Source organism: Streptomyces sp. NPDC042364 (assembly GCF_056437585.1).
In genome coordinates, this window is the sequence record NZ_JBWKAJ010000013.1 from 39,060 (window position 1) to 61,073 (window position 22,014).

Genomic DNA, 22,014 nt, shown 5'->3' on the forward strand with positions numbered 1-22,014 from the left:
GCACGCACCAGACGCCGCGAGCCGATCGGACTCCACTTTTGCTCGGAGCTCTCAGCCCCCCGTCCCGAACCAGGTCTCCGCCAGGCTGTCCAAGTCCTGGCGGGGCGGCGCCGGGAGCCTGCGCAGATACCAGTTCAGGTCGCTGTAGACGTGCAGGAGGGTGTACGCCATCAGTTCCCGGGGGTCGAACGGGGGGCGGCCGTACGCCTCGTAGAAGAGTTTGAGGAGCGCCGGGTCGGCGCCGGTGAGGAACAGGCCGACGCTGACGAAGTCGTACGCGGGCGCGCCGATCATGGCGGGCTCGAAGTCGAACAGGCCGGTGAGGCGCCAGCCTTCGTGCGGGTCGACGGTGAGGTGCTCGCGCATGAGCTCCGTGTGGAGCAGCACCGGCCGGACGGGGGCGGGGAGCGGTACGGAGCGCAGGAAGTCGGGGATCTGTTCCAGCCAGAGTTCCGGCAGGCCTCCGGCGGCCTGGTGCTCGACCGCGGCCGCCCGCTGTCCGGCCACGAACCTGGACCAGTCGGGCGGTCCGGTGACGGCGGACACCGGGGCCGGGTCCAGGGAGTGCAGGGCGGCGAGACACTCGGCGGTCTCCGCGACGATCCGCTCCCGGTCGGCCCTCGGGATGCGCGGCCAGGCCTCGTTGAGGTCCTCGCCGGGCAGCCGGGACATCAGGACGAAGCGCCAGCCGTTCTTGTACTGCTCGGCGGCGTGCAACCGGGGTGTGGGTATCGGCAGTTGTCCCCACAGGTGGGACAACAGGCGTGCCTCCCGCACGGCTTCCGGCGCCTCGAAGGCCGGATAGAGCTTCAGGACGAGGGTGTCACCGACCGCGTACACCGGCAACGAACCCTCGGGGAAACGCACGATTCGCGCGCCTGCGAGACCGAGTTGAGCACAGAGATCCTGGGCGGCCGGTCGCAGCAGCGCCTCGTCACCGACGACTTCCTGCAGTTCGTCGTTTGTGTCCACGCTGGGCAGCATGCGCGCAGCCTAGGGGGTACGGGGGCGGTCCGTATCGCGGAATCGGTGGATGTAGGGGGCATATATCTCTTTAGAGTGAGGGCCGGGGCGGCGCCGAACCGCCCTGAATATGCCACTACGGGTGTGGGGTGGGTGCTGTGGACGCTGTGCGGGCCGTGAACGGCGGAGACTTTGTCAAGGTTTCGATGGTTCCGCGCGAAGTGCGAGGCCCGGTGACGGTGGCCGCCGGGGCGCCCGTACCGTCCCTCGCCGAGCGCGTCACCTCCGTCGGAGGTTCCCCCGTACGGGACATCCTCGCCGTCACCTCACGGCCCGAAGTCGTCAACTTCGCGGGCGGTCTGCCCGCGCCGGAGCTCTTCGACACCGAGGGGATGGCGGCGGCCTACCGGGACGTCCTCGCCGGATCGGCCGGGCGTGCGCTGCAGTACGCGACGACCGAGGGCGAGCCGGTGCTCCGCGAGGCGCTCGCCGCCCGGTACGGCGCCCGGGGCCTGCCGACGGACGCCGACGGACTGCTCGTCACCACCGGGTCGCAGCAGGCGCTGTCGCTGCTCGCCACCGCTCTCCTCGAACCGGGGGACGTCGTCCTGGTCGAGGACCCCTGCTACCTGGCCGCACTTCAGGCGTTCCGGCTCGCGGGGGCACGGGTGCTGGCCGTGCCCGGCGACGCGGACGGCGTCGACCCCGACGCGCTGGCGGAGCTGGTGGCGCGGACCCGGCCCAAGCTCTTCTACACCGTGCCCACCTTCCAGAACCCCACCGGGCGCACGCTGCCCGCACAGCGGCGGGCGGCCGTCGCCTCCGTCGCGGCCCGGCTCGGGCTGTGGATCGTCGAGGACGACCCGTACGGCGAACTCCGCTTCGAGGGGGAGCGCGTGCCGTGGGTCGCCTCCTTCCCCGGCGCCGAGGACCGGACGGCACTGCTGGGCTCGTTCTCCAAGGTGATGGCCCCCGGTATGCGGCTGGGCTGGCTGCGCGCGCCGGCCGCGCTGCGCCGGGCCTGCGCGGTCGCCAAGCAGGCGGCCGATCTGCACACCCCGACCGTCAACCAGCTCGCCGCGGCGCGATACCTGGCCGACCGGGACCTCGACGCGCATGTGGCCCGCGTCGCGGCCGCCTACCGCGAGCGCCGCGACGCGATGCTCGCGGGGCTGCCGGACGCCCTGCCGGAGGGCTCCGCCTGGAACCGGCCCGAGGGCGGCATGTTCCTGTGGGCCCGGCTGCCCGCGGCGTACGACACGACGGCGCTCCTTCCACGGGTGGTCGAGCACGACGTCGCGTACGTCCCGGGTGCGCCGTTCTACGCGGGCGCGGCGGACCGCTCGACGCTGCGTCTGTGCTTCGTGACGCAGGCGCCGGGGGAGATCCGGGAGGGGCTGCGGAGGCTGGGGAAGGGATTGGGGGTGGATGCCGCCCCATAGCCCGGGGGTGCGGGTCCCGTCGGCGGGTGCGGGCGGTTCGTGGTTTCCGGCGAGGTTCCCCGCGCCCCTGAAGGGACGGGCCCGCGGCCCGCCCGGGCTGCCGGCAACGGGCCCGGCGGCGCTCCGCCGTGACCCAAAGGGCAGTGCCCCAAGAGACGATTTCGGCCAACTCGCGTGCAATTTACGTTGGTTGAACAACCCCAACCGTCTCGGAAGGCCCCCCTCACCCATGCGCACCTTCGCCACCGCCACCCGCACCGGCGTCCTCGCCGCCACCGCCGGCGCCCTGCTGTTCACCGGCGTCGCCGCCCAGGGCACGGCCGTCGCCGCCCCGCAGGGCAAGGCGAGCAAGCTCACCGTCGCCAAGTACCGCGACTGGCTGAAGAACAACGACGAGGGCGCCGCCTCCCTCAAGGTGCTCAAGGCGTTCGACAAGCTGCCCAAGGCCAGGCAGCAGAAGTTCGTCGACTACCTCCAGAACCGGAAGGTCCAGGAGGCGTACAAGGTCCGGGCCGGCGGCTACATCAACCGCGGCGGCCACAACGAGCAGGCCTACAACAAGGACGTCCGCTTCGTGGCGGACGTCAAGGGCGTCCGCAAGGAGGCCCCGGGCGGGTCGCACATCACCCTGACCTTCACCGCCAGCGAGCGGATCTACGGCATCACGGTCATCACCCAGAAGACCGTCCTGTCCTACGACTACGGCACCGCCGTGAAGTCCCCGAAGTACAAGCGCTCCGTCACCAACCTCAACGGTGCCTTCGCCATCACCCCGCTGCAGAAGGACGCGCTCAGGGTCAGCGGCCGCAACATCCAGGCCACCACCACGTGGCAGGCCAAGCCGCTGTACCGCTCCGCGGGCACCACCACGCTCGCCCTGCCGCAGACCACCTCCACGGTGAACGTGAAGTTCAACGCTTGGATCGGCAAGCGCTGACGGACACCGTCACGCGGGGGCACGACGTGGGGGTGCCCCCGCGTGACGAGGTGGGGCGTTCCGCGCTCAGAGACGCCCGGGCGTCCTGATGCCGAGCAGCGCCATGCCGTGGTGGAGGGTGCGGGCCGTCAGGTCCACCAGGAACAGGCGGTTCTCCACCACCTCGGGCGCGTTGTCCGCGGAGAGCACCTGGCACTGGTCGTAGAACGTGGTCAGCAGCGTCGCCAGCTTGTAGAGGTACGCGGCCAGCTTGTGCGGCTCGTACCCCTCCGCGACCTCCGCGATCGTCTCGCCGAACTGGTCCAGGTGCAGACCCAGCGCCCGCTCCGCCGGGGCCAGTTCCAGCTCCGGGTGGGCGGCCGGACGGGTCTCGCCGGCCTTCCGGAGGATCGACTGGATACGGGCGTACGCGTACTGCAGGTACACCGACGTGTCGCCGTTCAGCGACACCATCTGGTCCAGGTCGAACTTGTAGTCCCGCACGGCGGACGTCGACAGGTCGGCGTACTTCACCGCGCCGATGCCCACGTACCGGCCGTTCTCGACGATCTCCTGCTCGGACAGGCCCACCTTCTCGGCCTTCTCCCGGACCACCGCCGTCGCCCGCTGCACCGCCTCGTCGAGCAGGTCCTCCAGCCGGACCGTCTCGCCCGCACGGGTCTTGAACGGCTTGCCGTCCTTGCCGAGGACCGTGCCGAACGCCAGCTGGTGCGCCTTCACCTCGTCGTTCAGCCAGCCCGCCCGGCGGGCCGTCTCGAAGACCATCTTGAAGTGCAGCGACTGCCGGGCGTCCACGACGTACAGCAGCGTGTTCGCCTTCTGCTGGAAGACCCGGTCGCGGATCGCGGACAGGTCGGTCGCCGCGTAGCCGTAGCCGCCGTCCGACTTCTGCACGATCAGCGGCACCGGGTTGCCGTCCGGGCCCTTGATGTCGTCGAAGAAGACACAGAGCGCGCCCTCGGAGCGGACCGCGACACCCGACTCCTCCAGCAGCCGGCACGTCTCGTCCAGCATGTCGTTGTAACCCGACTCGCCGACGATGTCCGGGTCCCGGATCTCCATGTCCAGCTTCTCGAAGACCGAGTAGAAGTAGATCTTCGACTCGTCCACGAACCGCTGCCACAGCGCGAGCGTCTCCGGCTCGCCCGCCTGGAGGTCGACCACCCGGCGCCGGGCCCGCGTCTTGAACTCCTCGTCCGAGTCGAACAGCGCCCGCGACGCCTTGTAGAGGCGGTTCAGGTTCGACATGGCCTCCTCGCCGGAGACCGCCGTGTCCGCGCCGTCCGCCCTGTGGTCCAGCTCGTGCGGGTGCTCCAGCAGATACTGGATCAGCATGCCGAACTGGGTGCCCCAGTCGCCGATGTGGTGCCTGCGGACCACGTTCTCGCCGGTGAACTCCAGGATCTGGACGACCGCGTCACCGATCACCGCGGAGCGGAGGTGCCCGACGTGCATCTCCTTCGCCACGTTCGGCTGGGCGTAGTCGATGACCGTCGTACCCGGGTGCTCCGCCAGGGGGACGCCGAGGCGGGCCTCGTCCGCGTAGCGCTCCGCGAGGTTACGGATGATCGCCGCGTCGGTGAGGGTGATGTTGAGGAAGCCGGGGCCCGAGACCTCGATCTCCTTGATCAGATCGCTGGTCACCCCCGACTCGACCTTCGCGACGACCTGCGTCGCCAGCTCCCGCGGGTTCGCCTTCGCCTTCTTCGCCAGGGCGAGGATGCCGTTGGCCTGGAAGTCCGCCCGGTCGCTGCGTCGCAGCAGCGGGTCCGCGGGGGCCTCCGGCAGGGTGGCCGAGAGGGCGGTCGCGAGGCGCTGGTGGACGGAGGCGGTGAGGGACGTGACCGGGGCCATGAGAGGGGAGCCGTTCTCCTCGGGGTACGGATGGATGTCGTTCAGTATCCCACGGGGGTAAAGGGGTTTTTCTGGCGAGCGGAGGTCGCCTCATGGCTCAGGGGCCGCTGTTGTCGGGCGACTGCGAGTGGGTGGGGGCTTGTCGCGTGGCTCCCCGCGCCCCTGAAAGACGACCGGGGCCGCGTCCGGTGCTTTTCAACGGGCGCCCATCCGATCGCAACGGCGACACCCTCTGAAGGCCGGGCCGCAGGCCCATGCCTTCAGGGGCGCGGGGAACTGCGCGAGAAACCACACACCACCCGTAGCCGCCAACGAACGCGTACCCCCGAGCTCCGAGGCACCCGGCCCCCTCCGAAACGCGGTTTCGTGGTTATGGCCAGAGCTGGGAGAATGGGCCCCGTCGGCCGGGGACCGTACCGGTCTGCCCCGGAGAACACTCAGAAAAAGAGGACGTGCCGATCGTGGCTCAGAGCACCGAGACCACCGACTGGGTCTCCCGTTTCGCGGATGAGGTCATCGAGGAGTCGGAGCGTCGGGCCCCGGGCAAACCGGTCGTCGTCGCGTCCGGGCTCTCCCCGTCCGGCCCCATCCACCTGGGCAACCTCCGCGAGGTGATGACGCCGCACCTCGTCGCCGACGAGATCCGCCGGCGCGGCCACCAGGTCCGCCATCTGATCTCCTGGGACGACTACGACCGCTACCGCAAGGTCCCCAACGGCGTCGACGGTGTCGACGGCACCTGGGCCGAGCACATCGGCAAGCCCCTCACCTCCGTCCCGGCCCCCAAGGGCTCCGCCCACCCCAACTGGGCCGAGCACTTCAAGGCCGCGATGGTCGACGCGCTCGCCGAGATGGGCGTCGAGTTCGACGGGATCAGCCAGACCGAGCAGTACACCTCGGGCGCGTACCGCGAGCAGATCCTGCACGCCATGAAGCACCGCGGCGACATCGACGCGATCCTCGCCCAGTACCGCACCAAGAAGGACCCGGCCAAGAAGCCGCAGTCGCAGAAGCCCGTCGACGAGGCCGAGCTGGAGGCGGCGGAGGGCTCCGGCGCCGCCGCCGAGGACGACGGCAGCTCCGGCTCCGCCGGGTACTTCCCGTACAAGCCCTTCTGCGGGCAGTGCGAGAAGGACCTCACCACCGTCACCGCCTACGACGACGACACCACCGAGCTGTCCTACACCTGCACCGCCTGCGGCTTCGCCGAGACCGTCGCGCTGAACGAGTTCAACCGCGGCAAGCTCGTCTGGAAGGTCGACTGGCCGATGCGCTGGGCGTACGAGGGCGTCGTCTTCGAGCCCAGCGGTGTCGACCACTCCTCCCCCGGGTCGAGCTTCCAGGTCGGCGGTCAGATCGTCGGGATCTTCGGCGGCAAGCAGCCCATCGGACCCATGTACGCCTTCGTCGGCATCAGCGGCATGGCCAAGATGTCGTCGTCCAAGGGCGGTGTGCCCACCCCCGCCGACGCGCTGAAGATCATGGAGCCGCAGCTCCTGCGCTGGCTCTACGCCCGCCGTCGCCCCAACCAGTCCTTCAAGATCGCCTTCGACCAGGAGATCCAGCGCCTGTACGACGAGTGGGACAAGCTCGACGCCAAGGTCGCCGACGGCTCCGCGCTGCCGGCCGACGTGGCCGCCCACTCCCGTGCCGTGCGCACCGCCGCCGGCGAGCTGCCCCGCACGCCCCGCCCGATGCCGTACCGGACCCTCGCGTCCGTCGCCGACATCACCGCGGGCGCCGAGGACCAGACCCTGCGCATCCTCAGCGAGCTCGACCCCACCGACCCGCTGTCCTCCCTCGACGCCGTACGGCCCCGCCTCGACAAGGCCGAGGCCTGGATCAACACGCACGTCCCCGCCGACCAGCGGACCATCGTGCGCGACGAACCCGACGCCGAGCTGCTGAAGTCCCTCGACGAGCAGGCCCAGGGCTCCCTCAGGCTGCTGCTCGACGGACTCGCCGACCACTGGTCCCTCGACGGGCTCACGCACCTCGTCTACGGCGTGCCCAAGGTTCAGGCCGGGTTCTCCGCGGACGCCACGCCCAAGGAACTGCCGCCGGAGATCAAGACCGCCCAGCGGTCGTTCTTCGCGCTGCTCTACCACCTGCTCGTCGGCCGTGACACCGGCCCGCGCCTGCCCACGCTGCTCCTCGCGGTCGGCCAGGACCGGGTACGGGCCCTGCTCGGCGAGTAGGACCCGCACAGACGACGAGGGGGCGCCCGGTGATCACCACCGGGCGCCCCCTCCTCGCGTTGCACGCCGCTCACGCGATGTGGTCGTCCTCCAGCTCCGCGGTGTGGCGGTTCTGGAAGCGCAGCACCATGCGCTTGGCCTCGGCGTCCAGGACACTGACACCGAAGGTCATCTGGATGTTGTCGCTGAACTCACGGGGCGTCGGGTAGCCGCTGCCAGGGCTTATCGACTGCTTGAAGACCTGGTAGTAGGCCTCTTCGTCCGGCTCCGGAGTACCGCCGCCCTCACCCAGTTCACGGGTGCGGCCCGGGGCCACCGGGATCGGGAAGCTGCCCGTCTCCTCCGGCGAGGGCTCCTCCTCCGGCGCCTCCGGCTCCTCGAACCGCTGCCGGAACCGCTCGGGCGGGTACTGCTCCGCCTGGTACTGCTCCGCCTGGTACTGCTCCGCCTGGTACTGCTCCGGGTCCTGCTCCTCGTACCACCGCTCGTACTCCTCCTCCGGGTCGTACGAAGGGTCGTAGCCGCCCTGGTACGGGACCTCCTGGGGATGGCGGGCGTGGAGCCACGGGCTTTCCTCGGCCGGCGGTTCCTGCTCGGCGTACCCCTGCTGCCGGTACTCGGGGTACTCCGGCTGCTGGGCGGGGACGCTCTCCAGCTGGGGGCGCTGCTCGCCGGCCGGCGCGGCCACGCCCGCCCGAGCCGCCCCGGCGGGACGGCTCCCCGCGGTCACGTCGACGTCGGCCTGCGGCGCCGGCGGCAGCAGCGCCGGTTCGATGCCCGCCGCCGCCAGGCCCGCCGGGGCCGTGTCCGCCAGGGGCACGCCGTAGCGGGCCAGCCGCAACGGCATCAGGGACTCCACCGGGGCCTTGCGGCGCCAGGCCCGGCCGAAGCGGGAGCGCAGGCGGGCCTGGTAGACGAGACGTTCCTGCTCCAGCTTGATCACCTGGTCGTAGGAGCGCAGCTCCCAGAGCTTCATCCGGCGCCAGAGAAGGAACGTGGGCACGGGGGAGAGCAGCCAGCGCGTCAGGCGTACGCCCTCCATGTGCTTGTCCGCGGTGATGTCGGCGATCCGGCCGATCGCGTGCCGCGCCGCCTCGACCGACACCACGAACAGCACCGGGATCACCGCGTGCATGCCCACACCCAGCGGGTCCGGCCAGGCCGCCGCGCCGTTGAACGCGATCGTCGCCGCCGTCAGCAGCCACGCCGTCTGACGCAGCAGGGGGAAGGGGATGCGGATCCAGGTCAGCAGCAGATCCAGGGCCAGCAGGACACAGATACCCGCGTCGATACCGATCGGGAAGACATAGGAGAAGTTCCCGAAGCCCTTCTTGACGGCCAGTTCCCGCACCGCCGCGTAGGAACCCGCGAAGCCGATCCCGGCGATGATGACGGCGCCGAACACGACCACGCCGATGAGAACGCGGTGCATTCGAGTCAGCTGCATTGGCGCGGCCACCCGTACTCCCCTCCCCTTGCGTGTTGTTGCGCGCAACAGGGTGGCACATGTGTACGGCGAACGGGTTGCCGGTACGTACCGGGCCCGGCCCACGAGAGGACCGGGCCCCGGCGAAACCCCTGGTGAGGCGGGTCGCCAACCGCCGCGCATTACGAGTTGGGCACTACGCGACCCCGGCCCGACCGGCACCGCGCCGACGCGGCGCCCTGCCCGGTGCCGACCGGTCCCGCGCGTCCGCTACCGCGAGGTCTTACGGGTCGACGACGAGCCGCTCGTCGAGTCCTTGGAGCCGGAATCCGAGCCGGAGCCGAGGTCCGAGCCGGAACCGGAGCCCGCCGCCTTCGTGGCCCCCTTGGACGGCGTCTTCGACGGCGCCTTGGACGGCGTCTTCGACGCGCTCGCCGACGGGGACGACTTGCCGCCGTCGCCGTCGTTCGCGTCCCCGACCGCCTCCACGGCCTCCTTCGCAGCCGACTTCGCCGACTTCAGCAGCGCCGCCGGGTCCGGGGTCTTGTCACCGGCCAGACCGGCGCCGTTGTAGTCGAGGGTGACGACCACGTTCTCCGTGCGCACCACGATCGTCTGCTGCTTGAAGGTGTCGCCGTCCTTCTTCAGGTCGTAACGCACCGCCGTCGCCTCGTCGCCCAGGCCCGTCACCGGCTCCGTCTTGACCTTCTTCGCCCCGTCCACGGCCTTCGCCGCGGCCACCTTCGACTCGAACGCCTCGTGCGCGCGGTCCTCGCCCGGACCGTTCGCGGCGTCCGACGCCAGCAGATGCAGCGACACGCTCAGCCAGCGGTACTGCGAACCGTCCACACCGTTGTTGTCGAGACTGGTCCAACGGCAGTCGCCGGTCACGTTCTTCTCGGCGGTGTTGATCGCCTTCCCCGACTTCGTGCCCTGCGGGACCAGCGACTTCAGCGTCTTCGACGCGAACACCTCGCACGCGTCCGGCAGCACCGCGTACGCCGCCTCGACCACCTCCGGCGTCGGCGACGTGGTCGCCGCCGAGGTCGCCCCCGCCGACGCCTTGTCCTCCGACGCGCCGTCGGAGCCGGAGTCCGACGAACAGCCGACCGCCAACAGCATCACCGGGACGACAGCGGCGCCGACGAGCACCCGTGCCCGCCCCGGACGCCCGGCACGAGCGGCGCCCGTGCACCCCGCGGTACGCGACTGCTGCTGACGATGACCTGACTCTGCGGCTCGTTGCATGGTTCCTTCACTCATGACGTTCATCACGCTCGTGGTTCCTGCGGTCGGATCGGGTCCGAGGGGCCACGGTACGCGGTGAGGAAGAAACGCGGTCCTGAATCAGGGGGTTCGCCCGGCCGCCCCGACCACCCCCGGCAACCGCTCACTCGTCGAACGACTCCGCCAGCGACTCGGCCAGATTCCGGGCCCTGTCCTGCATTTCCTCACTGTCCGGCACGTCCGTCGTCGTCGCCGGCTGCTCCTCGTACTCGACCGTCACGATCACATTCGACGTGCGGAACACCACAGTCACCGTGCGCTGCCGACTCGTTCCGAGGGTGTCGTCCAGGAACGCCTCGTCCCCGAGACCGTCGAGCGTACGGGGCTGAAGGGAGGCCGGAGTCGCGGACGCCGTAGCGGAACCGGACGGATCGGAAGAACCGGAAGAGCCGGAGGAATCGGAAGAACCTGATGAGCCGGACGGCTTGGGCGACTTGGGCGAATCGGAGGGGGAACCGCTCTGCGACGGAGACGCCGTGGAGCCGCCGTCCTCGCCCTCCCCCTCGTCCTCTCCCTCGGTCGCGCTCGGCGACGGCTCCGGGAGGTCCGCCGCCTCCACCTTCCCGCCGTACACCTCCTGCGCCTTGCTGTCGTCGCTGACCGCGCCCTTCCACGACACCACGCGCTCGAATTCGACGAACAGATAGTCGGTGGCGGTCGGCGACTCCACCTTCCAGTGGCAGCCGGCCTTCCGGTCCGTGTCGTAGGTCAGCGTCGCCTCGCCCTCGTACGCCTCCTCGCGCTGCTCCGCGTCCGGGAGTTGCCTCAGGCCGGGGAGGAGGGTGTCGAGGGTTTCGGCGTCTATGGAACCGCAGGCTTCGGGGAGTGTGTCGTAGCGGCCGGGCTGCGCGGTCGAGGCGGACGCGGTGACCTCGCCGGGGCGCGGGTCGTCGCTGTCGTCGCCGTCGCCCGAACCCGTGCACGCGGTCAGCAGTGCCGCGAGGAGCACGGCGACGCCGGGTACGTACGCCTTCCGCTGCACCGTGGGGCTCCTCTCGACGGGGTCCCTGGGGGACGCCTGCGCAGTCCTGTGCCGTGGCCTGTGCTTATTTCGCTTGCCGACCGGGGGTGACCCCCGGGCACCATGTGTATCGCACGCACGGCCGTGGACGCCGGTCCGGAATCCCTTTCGTTGACCTTGGCGCCGGTTTTGCGTTATGAGGCTTTTTATGGAATTGCGGGGGAATGAGGGCGAGATGTCGTATGTAGAGATACCGGGCGCGAAGGTGCCGATCCGTATGTGGACCGACCCGGCGTCGGTGGAGGACGTCGCCCTCCAGCAGCTTCGCAATGTCGCGACCCTTCCCTGGATCAAGGGGCTGGCCGTCATGCCGGACGTCCACTACGGGAAGGGCGCGACGGTCGGGTCGGTCATCGCGATGCAGGGCGCGGTGTGCCCCGCGGCGGTGGGCGTGGACATCGGCTGCGGCATGTCCGCGGTGAAGACGTCCCTGACGGCCAACGACCTGCCGGGCGATCTCTCCCGACTGCGGTCGAGGATCGAGCAGGCGATCCCGGTGGGGCGGGGGATGCATGACGAGCCCGTCGACCCGGGGCGGCTGTACGGCTTCGCCTCGGCAGGGTGGGACGGATTTTGGGGGCGCTTTGACGGTGTGGCGGAAGCGGTCAAATTCCGTCACGAACGGGCACAAAAGCAGATAGGTACGCTAGGCAGCGGAAACCACTTTGTCGAAGTTTGCACTGATTCGATCGGTTCTGTTTGGCTCATGCTGCACTCCGGCTCCCGCAACATCGGCAAGGAGCTTGCGGAGCATCACATCGGTGTGGCCCAGAAGCTTCCGCACAACCAGGGCCTGATCGACCGCGACCTCGCCGTCTTCGTCGCGGACACCCCGCAGATGGCGGCGTATCGCAACGACCTGTTCTGGGCGCAGGAGTATGCGAAGTACAACCGCTCGATCATGATGGCGCTCCTCAAGGACGTCATCCGCAAGGAGTTCAGGAAGGCGAAGCCGGCCTTCGAGCCCGAGATCAGCGCGCACCACAACTATGTGGCCGAGGAGCGCTACGACGGCATGGACCTCCTCGTGACCCGCAAGGGCGCGATCCGCGCGGGTTCCGGCGACTACGGGATCATTCCCGGTTCGATGGGCACCGGTTCGTACATCGTGAAGGGCCTCGGAAACGAGAAGGCCTTCAACTCCGCGTCGCACGGCGCGGGCCGGCGGATGAGCCGCAACGCGGCCAAGCGCCGCTTCTCGACGAAGGACCTGGAGGAGCAGACACGGGGCGTGGAGTGCCGTAAGGACTCCGGCGTCGTCGACGAGATCCCGGGTGCCTACAAGCCGATCGAGCAGGTCATCGACCAGCAGCGGGACCTGGTCGAGGTCGTGGCGAAGCTGAAGCAGGTCGTCTGCGTCAAGGGATGAACAGCGCCAGCGGCCCGAGCCCTTGCCGGCTCGGGCCACTGCGGTTCCACTGAGCGCTGGTCGGCATCGGGACCTGACGCCGCTGGCGGGCCTGGGCGCTACTGCGTCAGTTCCTCCGGCAGCAGGCCCAGTTGGGCGAGGAAGTCCAGCTGGTCGAAGTACAGCCGGTAGCTGGTGATCTGGCCGTTCTCCACCGTGGCGAAGTCCACGCCGCGGATGCTGACGTCCTTCTGGGTCGGGGGGAGGGACGTGCCGTCGGGGAATGCCAGGGGGCCGGTGTTCCTGCCGCTGTAGATGCCCTCGTCGATCGCGGTGTCGCCGACCTCGAAGGCGCTGAGCGACTCGAACCTGGCCTCGGGTACGGCGTCGGTCATCTGGCGCCAGTACTCGGCGATGTTCTCCCGGCCGTGAATCTCTCCGCCGTCGGGTGTGTGGGCCACGGCGTCCTCCGCGAAGAGGTTGCCGATGGTCTTCGGGTCCTGGTGTGTGGTGAGGGCCTCGGTGAGCTGGTCCATGACCTCGCGCGCCTGTCCCATGATCCACCTCCTCAACAGGGGATCACCCGTCTGGTTCATCTCATTGTCCCACCGCATGCCTATCCTGGCCGGGCAACACAGTCCTCGCGCACCAGGAGCAGCTCATGGCCACAGCCGCACCCTCCGCCGCCTCCCGTATCGCCGTCGTCACGGGTGCGAGCAGCGGGATCGGCGCCGCGACGGCGCGGCAGCTGGCCGCTGCGGGGTACCGCGTCGTGCTGACGGCGCGCCGCAAGGACCGGATCGAGGCGCTGGCGGAGGAGATCAACGCGGCGGGCGGCCAGGCCACGTCGTACGCGCTGGACGTGACCGACCGGGCGGCGGTGGACGAGTTCGCCACGGCCTTCCGGACGATCGGTGTGCTGGTGAACAACGCGGGCGGCGCGCTCGGCGCCGATCCGGTGGCCACCGGCGCCCCCGACGACTGGCGGCGGATGTACGAGACGAACGTCATCGGCACGCTGAACGTCACCCAGGCCCTGCTGCCCGCGCTGACCGCGAGCGGTGACGGCACGGTGGTCGTGGTGTCGTCGACGGCGGGTCACGGGACGTACGAGGGCGGCGCGGGCTATGTCGCCGCCAAGCACGGGGCGCATGTCCTCGCGGAGACGCTGCGGCTGGAGATCGTCGGGACTCCGGTGCGGGTCATCGAGATCGCGCCGGGCATGGTGAAGACCGAGGAGTTCGCCCTGACCCGTTTCGGCGGTGACGCGGCGAAGGCGGAGCGTGTGTACGAGGGGGTCGCGGAGCCCCTGACCGCCGACGACGTGGCCGAGACGATCACCTGGGCGGTCACCCGGCCCAGCCATGTCAACGTCGACCTGTTGATTGTGCGTCCTCGTGCCCAGGCCTCCAACACCAAGGTCCATCGGGAGCTGTGATGCCGTCCGGGGAGCGGGACCTCGACTCCGAGCGGCGCAGGCTCGCCGAGGAGAAGAAGAACGAGCGGTATGTGTGGTGGTACCTGGCGTACTTCCTCTTCGGTATCCACCTGGTGGCGTTCGTGATGATCTACGCGGTGATGCACGCCGAGTGATCAGACGGGGGCGGACGGTGCCAGGGCCTGGGCGTACGCCGTCGGCGGGACGCCTACCGTCGTCGTGAAGTCGCGGACGAGGTGGGCCTGGTCGGCGTAGCCGAGGTCGGCGGCGAGCGCGGCCCAGTCGACCGCGCGTTCGGTCTCGGCGTGTTCCAGGGCCTCGTGGATGCGGTAGCGCAGGATGACCCACTTGGGGCCGACCCCGACGTACGCGGCGAACAGGCGTTGCAGGAGCCGTACGGAGAGGCCCTCGGCGCGGGCGAAGTCGGTGACGCGGCGGATGGCGCGGTCGGTGCGGATGCGGTCGACGAGGGTCATGGCGAGGTCGGCCTGGGGGTCGGGGCGGGGGCCGAGGCCCAGGAGGAACGCGTCCAGCGCGGCGACGCGGGCGTCCTCGTCGTCGGGGGCGAGGATGTCGCCGGGGTCGGTGTCCGGGAACACCTCGGGGTGCCGTACGCGTCGGCCGGTCCAGTGGGACGCGGGGGTGCGGGGGGTGAAGGGGCGGAAGCCGCCCGGGCGGAACTGGATGCCGCAGACCCGGCCCCTGCCCTCCAGCTTCCGGGCGAAGAGGCCGAGCCCGATGCCGGAGACCTCGGCGAAGGGGGCCTGTCCCGCGTACCGCTGGAAGACGATGTTGACCGAGGGGTGCGGGACGACCCGGGAGACGTGGGGCTCGGGCAGGTCCCAGTCGATCAGCCAGTAGTGCTCCAGATAGGGGCGGAGCGGTCCGGCGGGTTCGCGGCGGCGGAAGCGGACGCGTGCGAAGAGTTCCGCGGCGTCCACGATGCCTCGGGTGTCACGGCGTGGGGCGGCCATGGGAGGAGGGTAGGGACGGGGACTGACATTCAGCGGTGGTGCGGGGAGGCCGGTGCCGGGTGTCGGCGGAATAGTGGAGGTGGGGCACCCGTTCGAGGGTATGGTTGAATCGTAAACAACCTGAGAGGGTGGCAACGATGATGCAGTTCGGGATCTTCAGCGTCGGTGACGTGACGCCGGACCCCACGACGGGCCGCACGCCGACCGAGCGTGAGCGCATCAAGGCGATGGTCGAGATCGCGCTGAAGGCGGAGGAGGTCGGACTCGACGTCTTCGCCACCGGAGAGCACCACAACCCGCCGTTCGTGCCGTCGTCGCCCACGACCATGCTGGGCTGGATCGCCGCCCGCACCGAGCGGCTGATCCTCTCCACCGCGACCACCCTCATCACCACCAACGACCCGGTGAAGATCGCCGAGGACTTCGCGATGCTCCAGCACCTGGCCGACGGCCGGGTGGACCTGATGCTGGGGCGCGGCAACACCGCGCCGGTCTACCCCTGGTTCGGGCAGGACATCCGGCAGGGCATCGACATCGCCATCGAGAACTACGCGCTGCTGCACCGTCTGTGGCGCGAGGACGTCGTGAACTGGGCGGGCAGGTTCCGTACGCCGCTGCAGAGCTTCACCTCCACGCCGCGGCCGCTGGACGGGGTGCCGCCGTTCGTCTGGCACGGGTCGATCCGCTCGCCCGAGATCGCCGAGCAGGCCGCCTTCTACGGTGACGGCTTCTTCCACAACAACATCTTCTGGCCGGCCGACCACACCCGGCGGATGGTGGAGCTGTACCGCGAGCGGTACGCCCACCACGGGCACGGCACCCCCGAGCAGGCGATCGTGGGGCTCGGCGGGCATGTGTTCATGCGGAAGAACTCCCAGGACGCGATACGGGAGTTCCGGCCGTACTTCGACGTGGCGCCGGTGTACGGCAACGGGCCGTCCCTGGAGGACTTCGCCGAGCAGACGCCGCTGACCGTGGGATCGCCCCAGCAGGTGATCGAGAAGACGTTGTCCTTCCGGGAGTACGCGGGGGACTACCAGCGGCAGTTGTTCCTCGTCGACCACGCCGGTCTGCCGCTGAAGACGGTGCTGGAGCAGATCGACATGCTGGGGGAGGAGGTCGTGCCGGTGCTGCGGGAGGAGTTCGCGAAGCGCCGTCCGGCCGGGGTACCGGATGCGCCGACCCATGGGTCGGCGGCTGCCGCGGGGGCGAAGGGCTGAGTCCCGCCGTCGGGGGTGCGGTCTCTTCAGGCCGCGCGTTGTCCGTGGCCGGTCGCGCCCGCGCGGCGGAGCCGCACCTGTGACAGTCCCGCGGCCCCCGAGGCCGACAGCGTCGCCCTCCTCCACGCCGCGGCCCGGCGGCGCAGCCAGCTCCTCGCCCTGGTCGTCTCCCTCTCCCAGGTGCGCCGGAGCCTGGTCGCGCGGAGCTCCTCGAAGAGGGCCTCGTACCTGGCGACGATGGGGGCGGGGTCGTAGCGGTGGGCGGACTTCAGGGCCGCCCGGCCCATGTCGCGGCGCAGGGCGTCGTCGCCGATGAGGTCGAGGACGGCGTCGGCGAGGGCGTGGGGGTCGTCGACGGGGACGAGGCGGCCGTCGACTCCGTCGGTGATGATCTCGGCGGGGCCCAGCGGGCAGTCGGTGCTCACCACGGGGACGCCGCAGCGCATGGCCTCGACGATGGTCATGCCGAAGGACTCGGCGTCGGAGGCGCTGACCACGAGGGAGGCGCGGGCGAACTCGGCCTCCACGGGAGTGCGCGCGCCCATCAGATGGGCGCGGCCGGTGAGGCCGAGGTCCTCGATCAGCGCCTCCAGGCGGTCCTTCTGCTTCCCGCCGCCGTAGATGCGCAGCTCCCACTCGGGTTCCTTCGGGGCGACCTTGGCGAACGCCTCCAGGAGGAGGTCGAAGCGCTTGCCGCGCGCGAGGCGCCCGGCGGCGGCGATGACGGGGGCCGTGCCGTCCGACGGGGTGACGCCGGTGGCGGGGACGATGTTGGGTACGGGCGTGACCCGTACGCCCGGCAGCCTCATCCGCGTGCGGTACACCTCGGCGTCGGCGGCCGTGGTCGTCACGACCGCGTCCAGGGTGCGGTAGTGGCGGGCGAGGACCGTGCGCAGCTGCCTGGAGTGGGCGTCGTGGCGCAGGTGCTCCTGGCCGATGCGCAGCGCGCGGCGCGGGGCGAAGCGGGAGACGTACACGTTGAGGCCGGGGCGGGTGCCGATGACGACGTCGGCGTCGCAGCCGGCCAGATAGCCGCGCACGCGCCGGTCGGTGAGGCGGCTGTACTGGTGGTGGCGCTTCTCGGCGGCCGGGAAGTCGACGGCCGGCCGCATCACGGCCGGGTCGCGCAGGTCCGGGCTGTTCGGGCGGATGTCCACCAGCGGGACGAGGGTGATCCGGGGGTCGACCGTGAAGCGGGGTTCGTCCCGGTGGCGGGACATCGAGGCGATCTCCACGTCGTGGTGGTCCGCGAGCGCCGACGCCAGGTTCAGGGTCGTACGGACGGTGCCGCCGATGGCGTACGCGTTGTGCAGCAGGAAGACGATCTTCATCCGGCGGCTCATGCACTACCTTCCCGACGGTATTGGTGATGTATCGGAGAATTGGGGCGGGTTCGGACCCTTTTTACTTCATGCGCCCTCTCCGCCCGGGTTCCCTTGCGGGCCCGTGTCACACGAACACGGTGCTTCGGCGGGGTGAGACGGCCGCACGGCCGGGGTGAGAGGCCGGTAAGAAGGGGCGATCGGGCGCACTCGGCGAGGTGGTGCGCGGCCGTGGCCTTGGCAGACTGGTGAGGTGCCCCAGAACGTGCTGCTCGCCGAGGACGACCGCGCCATCCGCCATGCCCTGGAGCGGGCGCTGACGCTGGAGGGCTACGAGGTGACGGCGGTGGCCGACGGCGTCGAGGCACTCGCGCAGGCGCACCGCAGGCAGCCCGACGTGCTCGTCCTCGATGTGATGATGCCCGGCATAGACGGTCTCCAGGTGTGCCGGGTGCTGCGCGCCGAGGGCGACCGGACCCCGATCCTGATGCTGACCGCGCTGGTGGAGACCGCCGACCGGATCGCCGGGCTCGACGCCGGCGCGGACGACTACGTCGTCAAGCCGTTCGACGTGGAGGAGGTCTTCGCCCGGCTGCGCGCGCTGCTGCGCCGGACCGGCAACTCCGGGGACCTCGCCGGGAAGCCGGCCCAGGAGCCGCCCGCCGCGGTGGCACCGGGGGCCGCGGGAACGGGGCAGGAGACCGGACTGGTCTCGGCCGCCGGGGTGCGGATGGACGTACAGGCGCGGCGGGCCTGGCGGGGTGCGCGGGAGCTGGAGCTGACGCGGACCGAGTTCGACCTGCTCGAACTGCTGGTGCGCAACGCCGGGATCGTCCTCGACCACGCCACCATCTACGACCGCATCTGGGGCTATGACTTCGGGCCCGGCTCCAAGAACCTCGCCGTCTACGTCGGCTATCTGCGGCGCAAGCTCGACGAGCCCGGGGCGCCCGCGCTGATCCACACCGTGCGGGGTGTGGGGTACGCGCTGCGGGAAGACTGAGGCGGCGGGCGGTGGCGCCGCGTGTCGTCCGGCTGCCGGCCCGGGTGCCGGCCCGGCTGCGTCCGGTGCCGTCGCTGCGGGCGACGTTCACCGTGTCGTTCGTGGCGGTGGCGTGTGTCGTCACCGTGCTCGTCGGGATCCTCAGCTACAGCGCGGCGGCGCGGCTGGTGCGGGTGGACCAGCAGACCGTGTTCGCCGAGGTGGTCCGCGATCTGCGGGAGCTGGTCGAGCAGGACCTGCTGGGGCCCGAGGACTTCGCTCCCTCGGACAGCGGCGGCCCCCGTGACGACCTGATCCGCTCCGGTCGTACGGACGTCCAGGTCCTCGGCCCCGAGGGCCAGATCCTCGACAAGGGCGACCCCGGGCTGCCCGTGCGGCCCGCCGACCGTCGTGTCGCGGGGGCGAGGTTCGCCGGGACGATGGTCGAGCACGGCGGGGTCGAGGTGGGCGGCGGCCGGTACCGGGTGACGACCGTCGCGCTCGGTGGCGGGCGGGGGGCCGTGCAGGTGGCCCAGGAGTTCAGCGACACGGAGGACCTGCTGCGGGAGTTGCAGCAGCGGACCCTGCTGTTCGTGTCGGGTGTCGTCGTCTCGGCGGGGTTGTTCGGATGGTGGCTGGCGCGGCGGCAGACCCGGCGGCTGGTGCAGCTGGCCGGGGCGGCGGAGGACGTGGCCCGGACGGGGCACCTGGGGATCCAGGTGCCGGTCGCGGGCCGGGACGAGGTGGGGCGCCTCGGTCGTTCCTTCGACCGGATGCTGGTGCGGCTGGCCCAGTCGGAGGAGGACCAGCGGCGGCTGGTGCAGGACGCCGGCCACGAGCTGCGGACCCCGCTGACGTCCCTGCGGACGAACATCTCGCTGCTGCGCCGCATCGACGAACTGCCCGCCCGGATGCGGGAGGAACTGGTCGACGACCTCGCCCAGGAGGCCCGCGAACTGACCGACCTCGTCAATGAGCTGGTGGACCTCGCGGCCGGGCAGTCGAGCACCGAGCCCGTGCAGCGGGTGCAGCTGGCCGACATCGCCGAGGACGTCGCGGCCACCGCGCGGCGGCGGACCGGGCGGGAGGTCGCCGTACGGGTGGAGGGGGACACGACCGTCGAGGGGCGGGCGGGCGCGCTGCAGCGGGCCGTGTCCAACCTGGTGGAGAACGCGGCCAAGTTCGACCGCGCCGGGACGGGGGCGATCGAGGTCGTGGTCGCGCGGGGGCCGGCGCGGGGCGGCGGTGACCTCGACGACGGGGGGCAGGGCGACGCGCCCGAGGTGGTCCGGGTGGAGGTCCTCGACCGGGGGCCCGGCGTCGCCGACTGCGACCTCGAACGCATCTTTGACCGCTTCTACCGTGCCGCCGACGCCCGCAGCCTCCCCGGCTCCGGCCTCGGCCTGTCCATCGTCCGCGCGGTGGCCTCCGCCCACGGCGGCAGGCCGTTCGCCTTCCGGCGGGAGGGCGGGGGGCTCGCGATCGGCTTCACGGTACGGGGAATCGCGACCTGACGTACCGCCGTTCCCCGGCCTCGGCGGTCAGGCCGTGGTGCGGGTGCCCGGGGTCCAGCGGCCGAGGACGGGCTCGGTCAGGGTGCGGGCCGTCCGGCAGAGGGTCTGGCCGTGCCGGTCGAACAGGGTGTCGCGGTCGTCGAAATGGCCCAGGTCCGCGATCAGCTGGGCGGACAGGTCGCAGGAGCCCCCGTCGGCGGCGCAGGCGCGTGCTCCGGCCCGGGACATGCCGCTCCGGGCGCCCGCCCCGACATGGCTCCCGCCGTCCCGGGCGTTCGCCCCGGCCGGGTTTCCGTCGTCCTGGGCGTTCGCCCCGGCCCGGTTCCCGCCGTCCCAGGCGATGCCGGTGCGGGCCACCGCGTCGAAGAGGGTCTCCCCGCCGTCGTTGGTGTACCGCCCGCCCGCTGCGGGTCCGGTGAACAGTTCGCCGATCGGCAGCCAGGCCCCGTCGATCCGGAACTCCGGCCAGGCCAGCAGGACCTGCGCCGGCACGAACGGCTTGAGCCGCGGGAACCGCGGATACCAGAACGCGCCGTCGACGAGCAGCCCGCGTACCCGCGTCCGCACCCGGACGGCACGGGCCACCGCCTCCAGCGCCGCCATCCGCTGACTGCACGAGCCCCGCCCCAGCCGCAGCGTCCGGGAGACCCGGCGCCGGTCCTCGACCGAGTACACCGGGCGCACACCCCGCGCGATGATCCGGTGCGCGGCGCGCAGCGCCTCCCGCGGGGTCGCCTCGCTCACCACCCGGCCCGCGATCGCCCTCACCAACGGGTCGTCGTGGTCCAGGATGGGCGTGGCCCGCGTGGACCCGCGTACGTCCTGCGCGCTCCGTACCGCCGCACCGGCCCGACTCTCCCGCGCGCCGTACGCCATGAGCAACCTACTGGTCATCTCCGTCCCCGTTCCCCGTGCGGCCCCGCCGCTCCCCGTACGGGCACCCACCCGTCCCCGGCGAGCGCCCCGGCCCATCCTCACACGGGGCGCGCCCGTGCCCATGACCGTCCCCCTGCACCCGGGGCCCGGTGATCCGACCGCCCCCAGGCCCCCACGTCGGCTTCCCCTGCGACGCGCTTTCGTACTACTTCCAGCGACCCCGTTGCGGTGGTGCAAATGTGCCCACTACGGTCATTCCAGTGCTCACGGAGAGTGCCCGACTGATGAACAAAGAGCAACCAGTCCGCAACTAGCCCCTGAGAACCGCCAGTTGAAAGTGCGCCCCGGGCCGTCGACACCCGAGGAGGAGCCAGACGCGGTAGGGACCCACCCATCCCTTCTCGCCGCAATGGAGTTGGTCAGCCATGCCCGATACCGCCCCGAACCTCCCCGCCGTGCCCTCCCCGCGGGCCCCGTCCCCCACCCCGTGGGTCTCGCCCGCGGCGACGACGTACACCCTGTTCTGTCCGCCTCTCGACACCTCCCCGCTCATCGCGCGCGATTTCGTCGCCACCGTGCTGCGCGCCCTCGGCCTGGACGACCTCGTCGACGCGGCCGCACTGTGCACCTCCGAGCTGGTCACGAACGCGTGTGTGCACGCCAAGGGTGGAGGATCGGTTCTGTGGCTGGCGGTGGAGACCTGGCGGGTCCGGGTGATCGTCTACGACGGTGACGAGAGCCCGCCGGTCATGCGGGAACTGGCCCCCGAGGGGTGTGAGGAGGGCGGCCGCGGCCTGTACCTCGTGGACGCCCTCACCGAGGGCCGCTGGGGCACGGCCGCCGCCCTCCCCTACGGCGGCGGCCTGGTCCACCCCGACGGCAAGGCGGTCTGGTTCGACCTGGCGGCGCGCGCGTAGGCCGGACAGGGTCGGGTCCGACCCGGCGGCGCGCGGAGCCCGGACCGGCTCGTCGTCGCCCCGGGGGGTTGTCCCGGCCTCGCTGCCCGGCCATCCGCTGATCGGACCAGCGCGCGCTCCGACGGCGGGCCGCCTCCCCCCGGCTCTGGCAGAGTCGATGAAGGTTCAGGGGTCCGTTGCCGACGGCGCCCCGTCCACAGTGACCTGGGGAGATGCCATGAGGGAAGCGGGAGACAGCCCCCAGTGGCGGCGGGGAGGGACGAGTGGACGTTCCCTGAACGGACCCGTGGAACAG

Annotated in this window: 19 protein-coding genes; 10 read left to right on the forward strand and 9 right to left on the reverse strand. The window is 71.1% G+C overall.

The features are described from left to right. Positions 1 to 51 precede the first annotated feature (51 nt). On the reverse strand, positions 52 to 984 hold the full coding sequence (locus tag AC067N_RS24705) for a phosphotransferase family protein (protein ID WP_478681064.1): 933 nt from the start codon (positions 982 to 984) through the stop codon (positions 52 to 54). A 185-nt stretch (positions 985 to 1,169) separates the two neighbouring features. Between AC067N_RS24705 and AC067N_RS24710 the strand changes: the two genes are divergently transcribed. Both AC067N_RS24710 and AC067N_RS24715 read left to right on the forward strand, forming a co-directional pair. After that, positions 1,170 to 2,405 (forward strand): aminotransferase-like domain-containing protein, encoded by a 1,236-nt coding sequence (locus tag AC067N_RS24710; RefSeq protein WP_478681065.1) that lies wholly within the window; start codon positions 1,170 to 1,172, stop codon positions 2,403 to 2,405. 229 nt (positions 2,406 to 2,634) lie between these two features. Further along, positions 2,635 to 3,342, forward strand: coding sequence for a hypothetical protein (locus AC067N_RS24715; protein WP_478681066.1), 708 nt, complete (start codon positions 2,635 to 2,637; stop codon positions 3,340 to 3,342). Between the two features lie 66 nt (positions 3,343 to 3,408). Here AC067N_RS24715 and argS read toward each other — a convergent pair whose 3' ends face one another. Then, on the reverse strand, positions 3,409 to 5,196 hold the full coding sequence (argS, locus tag AC067N_RS24720; protein ID WP_478681067.1) for an arginine--tRNA ligase: 1,788 nt from the start codon (positions 5,194 to 5,196) through the stop codon (positions 3,409 to 3,411). A gap of 452 nt (positions 5,197 to 5,648) precedes the next feature. Here argS and lysS point away from each other — a divergent pair, with 452 nt between their 5' ends. After that, the gene (gene lysS / locus AC067N_RS24725; RefSeq protein WP_478681068.1) at positions 5,649 to 7,394 is read left to right on the forward strand and encodes a lysine--tRNA ligase; all 1,746 of its coding nucleotides are present in this window, start codon (positions 5,649 to 5,651) and stop codon (positions 7,392 to 7,394) included. A 70-nt stretch (positions 7,395 to 7,464) separates the two neighbouring features. Here the strand turns inward: lysS and AC067N_RS24730 are convergent, their stop codons facing one another. The 3 genes from AC067N_RS24730 to AC067N_RS24740 all read right to left on the reverse strand — a co-directional run bounded on the left by AC067N_RS24730 (position 7,465) and on the right by AC067N_RS24740 (position 11,089). Then, positions 7,465 to 8,826, reverse strand: a complete 1,362-nt coding sequence (locus AC067N_RS24730) for a DUF2637 domain-containing protein (protein WP_478681221.1) — start codon at positions 8,824 to 8,826, stop codon at positions 7,465 to 7,467. A 264-nt stretch (positions 8,827 to 9,090) separates the two neighbouring features. Next, on the reverse strand, positions 9,091 to 10,068 hold the full coding sequence (locus tag AC067N_RS24735; protein ID WP_478681069.1) for a hypothetical protein: 978 nt from the start codon (positions 10,066 to 10,068) through the stop codon (positions 9,091 to 9,093). A 142-nt stretch (positions 10,069 to 10,210) separates the two neighbouring features. Beyond that, positions 10,211 to 11,089, reverse strand: a complete 879-nt coding sequence (locus AC067N_RS24740) for a DUF3558 domain-containing protein (protein ID WP_478681070.1) — start codon at positions 11,087 to 11,089, stop codon at positions 10,211 to 10,213. Between the two features lie 214 nt (positions 11,090 to 11,303). Here AC067N_RS24740 and AC067N_RS24745 point away from each other — a divergent pair, with 214 nt between their 5' ends. After that, positions 11,304 to 12,497, forward strand: coding sequence for an RtcB family protein (locus tag AC067N_RS24745; RefSeq protein WP_478681071.1), 1,194 nt, complete (start codon positions 11,304 to 11,306; stop codon positions 12,495 to 12,497). 98 nt (positions 12,498 to 12,595) lie between these two features. Here AC067N_RS24745 and AC067N_RS24750 read toward each other — a convergent pair whose 3' ends face one another. Further along, positions 12,596 to 13,033, reverse strand: a complete 438-nt coding sequence (locus AC067N_RS24750) for an ester cyclase (RefSeq protein WP_478681072.1) — start codon at positions 13,031 to 13,033, stop codon at positions 12,596 to 12,598. 104 nt (positions 13,034 to 13,137) lie between these two features. Between AC067N_RS24750 and AC067N_RS24755 the strand changes: the two genes are divergently transcribed. Together AC067N_RS24755 and AC067N_RS24760 are read left to right on the forward strand one after the other, a co-directional pair. After that, positions 13,138 to 13,914, forward strand: a complete 777-nt coding sequence (locus AC067N_RS24755) for an SDR family NAD(P)-dependent oxidoreductase (protein WP_478681073.1) — start codon at positions 13,138 to 13,140, stop codon at positions 13,912 to 13,914. Continuing rightward, the gene (locus AC067N_RS24760) at positions 13,914 to 14,069 is read left to right on the forward strand and encodes a hypothetical protein (RefSeq protein WP_478681074.1); all 156 of its coding nucleotides are present in this window, start codon (positions 13,914 to 13,916) and stop codon (positions 14,067 to 14,069) included. The genes AC067N_RS24755 and AC067N_RS24760 overlap by 1 nt, the downstream gene beginning before the upstream one ends. On the opposite strand, the gene AC067N_RS24765 is transcribed toward AC067N_RS24760, so the two are convergent. Continuing rightward, entirely contained in the window at positions 14,070 to 14,888 is an 819-nt protein-coding gene (locus tag AC067N_RS24765) for a DUF6597 domain-containing transcriptional factor (protein ID WP_478681075.1), read from the reverse strand. 140 nt (positions 14,889 to 15,028) lie between these two features. Between AC067N_RS24765 and AC067N_RS24770 the strand changes: the two genes are divergently transcribed. Further along, positions 15,029 to 16,108 carry an LLM class flavin-dependent oxidoreductase gene (locus tag AC067N_RS24770; protein WP_478681222.1) on the forward strand — a complete coding sequence of 360 codons (1,080 nt, stop codon included), beginning with the start codon at positions 15,029 to 15,031 and terminating at the stop codon, positions 16,106 to 16,108. A 26-nt stretch (positions 16,109 to 16,134) separates the two neighbouring features. On the opposite strand, the gene AC067N_RS24775 is transcribed toward AC067N_RS24770, so the two are convergent. Beyond that, positions 16,135 to 17,439 carry a glycosyltransferase family 4 protein gene (locus tag AC067N_RS24775; RefSeq protein ID WP_478681223.1) on the reverse strand — a complete coding sequence of 435 codons (1,305 nt, stop codon included), beginning with the start codon at positions 17,437 to 17,439 and terminating at the stop codon, positions 16,135 to 16,137. Positions 17,440 to 17,683: 244 nt separating this feature from the next. Here AC067N_RS24775 and AC067N_RS24780 point away from each other — a divergent pair, with 244 nt between their 5' ends. Together AC067N_RS24780 and AC067N_RS24785 are read left to right on the forward strand one after the other, a co-directional pair. Next, a complete protein-coding gene (locus tag AC067N_RS24780; RefSeq protein ID WP_478681076.1) occupies positions 17,684 to 18,433 on the forward strand; it encodes a response regulator transcription factor in 750 nt (249 codons plus the stop codon). 11 nt (positions 18,434 to 18,444) lie between these two features. Then, positions 18,445 to 19,926 carry a HAMP domain-containing sensor histidine kinase gene (locus tag AC067N_RS24785; protein WP_478681077.1) on the forward strand — a complete coding sequence of 494 codons (1,482 nt, stop codon included), beginning with the start codon at positions 18,445 to 18,447 and terminating at the stop codon, positions 19,924 to 19,926. Positions 19,927 to 19,953: 27 nt separating this feature from the next. Here the strand turns inward: AC067N_RS24785 and AC067N_RS24790 are convergent, their stop codons facing one another. Beyond that, positions 19,954 to 20,820: a transglutaminase domain-containing protein gene (locus AC067N_RS24790; protein ID WP_478681078.1), complete on the reverse strand. Its 867-nt coding sequence runs from the start codon at positions 20,818 to 20,820 to the stop codon at positions 19,954 to 19,956. 407 nt (positions 20,821 to 21,227) lie between these two features. Here AC067N_RS24790 and AC067N_RS24795 point away from each other — a divergent pair, with 407 nt between their 5' ends. After that, positions 21,228 to 21,719 carry an ATP-binding protein gene (locus tag AC067N_RS24795; RefSeq protein ID WP_478681079.1) on the forward strand — a complete coding sequence of 164 codons (492 nt, stop codon included), beginning with the start codon at positions 21,228 to 21,230 and terminating at the stop codon, positions 21,717 to 21,719. Positions 21,720 to 22,014: the final 295 nt, after the last annotated feature.

Bases quoted from the DNA above. Each gene is read 5' to 3' on its own strand.
- AC067N_RS24795 (WP_478681079.1), top strand. From the start codon at position 21,228: ATGCCCGATACCGCCCCGAACCTCCCCGCCGTGCCCTCCCCGCGGGCC.
- AC067N_RS24770 (WP_478681222.1), top strand. From the start codon at position 15,029: ATGCAGTTCGGGATCTTCAGCGTCGGTGACGTGACGCCGGACCCCACG.
- AC067N_RS24750 (WP_478681072.1), bottom strand. From the start codon at position 13,033: ATGGGACAGGCGCGCGAGGTCATGGACCAGCTCACCGAGGCCCTCACC.
- AC067N_RS24735 (WP_478681069.1), bottom strand. From the start codon at position 10,068: ATGCAACGAGCCGCAGAGTCAGGTCATCGTCAGCAGCAGTCGCGTACC.
- AC067N_RS24765 (WP_478681075.1), bottom strand. From the start codon at position 14,888: ATGGCCGCCCCACGCCGTGACACCCGAGGCATCGTGGACGCCGCGGAA.
- argS (WP_478681067.1), bottom strand. From the start codon at position 5,196: ATGGCCCCGGTCACGTCCCTCACCGCCTCCGTCCACCAGCGCCTCGCG.
- AC067N_RS24760 (WP_478681074.1), top strand. From the start codon at position 13,914: ATGCCGTCCGGGGAGCGGGACCTCGACTCCGAGCGGCGCAGGCTCGCC.
- AC067N_RS24790 (WP_478681078.1), bottom strand. From the start codon at position 20,820: ATGACCAGTAGGTTGCTCATGGCGTACGGCGCGCGGGAGAGTCGGGCC.
- AC067N_RS24705 (WP_478681064.1), bottom strand. From the start codon at position 984: ATGCTGCCCAGCGTGGACACAAACGACGAACTGCAGGAAGTCGTCGGT.
- AC067N_RS24775 (WP_478681223.1), bottom strand. From the start codon at position 17,439: ATGAAGATCGTCTTCCTGCTGCACAACGCGTACGCCATCGGCGGCACC.
- AC067N_RS24755 (WP_478681073.1), top strand. From the start codon at position 13,138: ATGGCCACAGCCGCACCCTCCGCCGCCTCCCGTATCGCCGTCGTCACG.
- AC067N_RS24730 (WP_478681221.1), bottom strand. From the start codon at position 8,826: ATGCACCGCGTTCTCATCGGCGTGGTCGTGTTCGGCGCCGTCATCATC.
- AC067N_RS24745 (WP_478681071.1), top strand. From the start codon at position 11,304: ATGTCGTATGTAGAGATACCGGGCGCGAAGGTGCCGATCCGTATGTGG.
- AC067N_RS24710 (WP_478681065.1), top strand. From the start codon at position 1,170: ATGGTTCCGCGCGAAGTGCGAGGCCCGGTGACGGTGGCCGCCGGGGCG.
- AC067N_RS24715 (WP_478681066.1), top strand. From the start codon at position 2,635: ATGCGCACCTTCGCCACCGCCACCCGCACCGGCGTCCTCGCCGCCACC.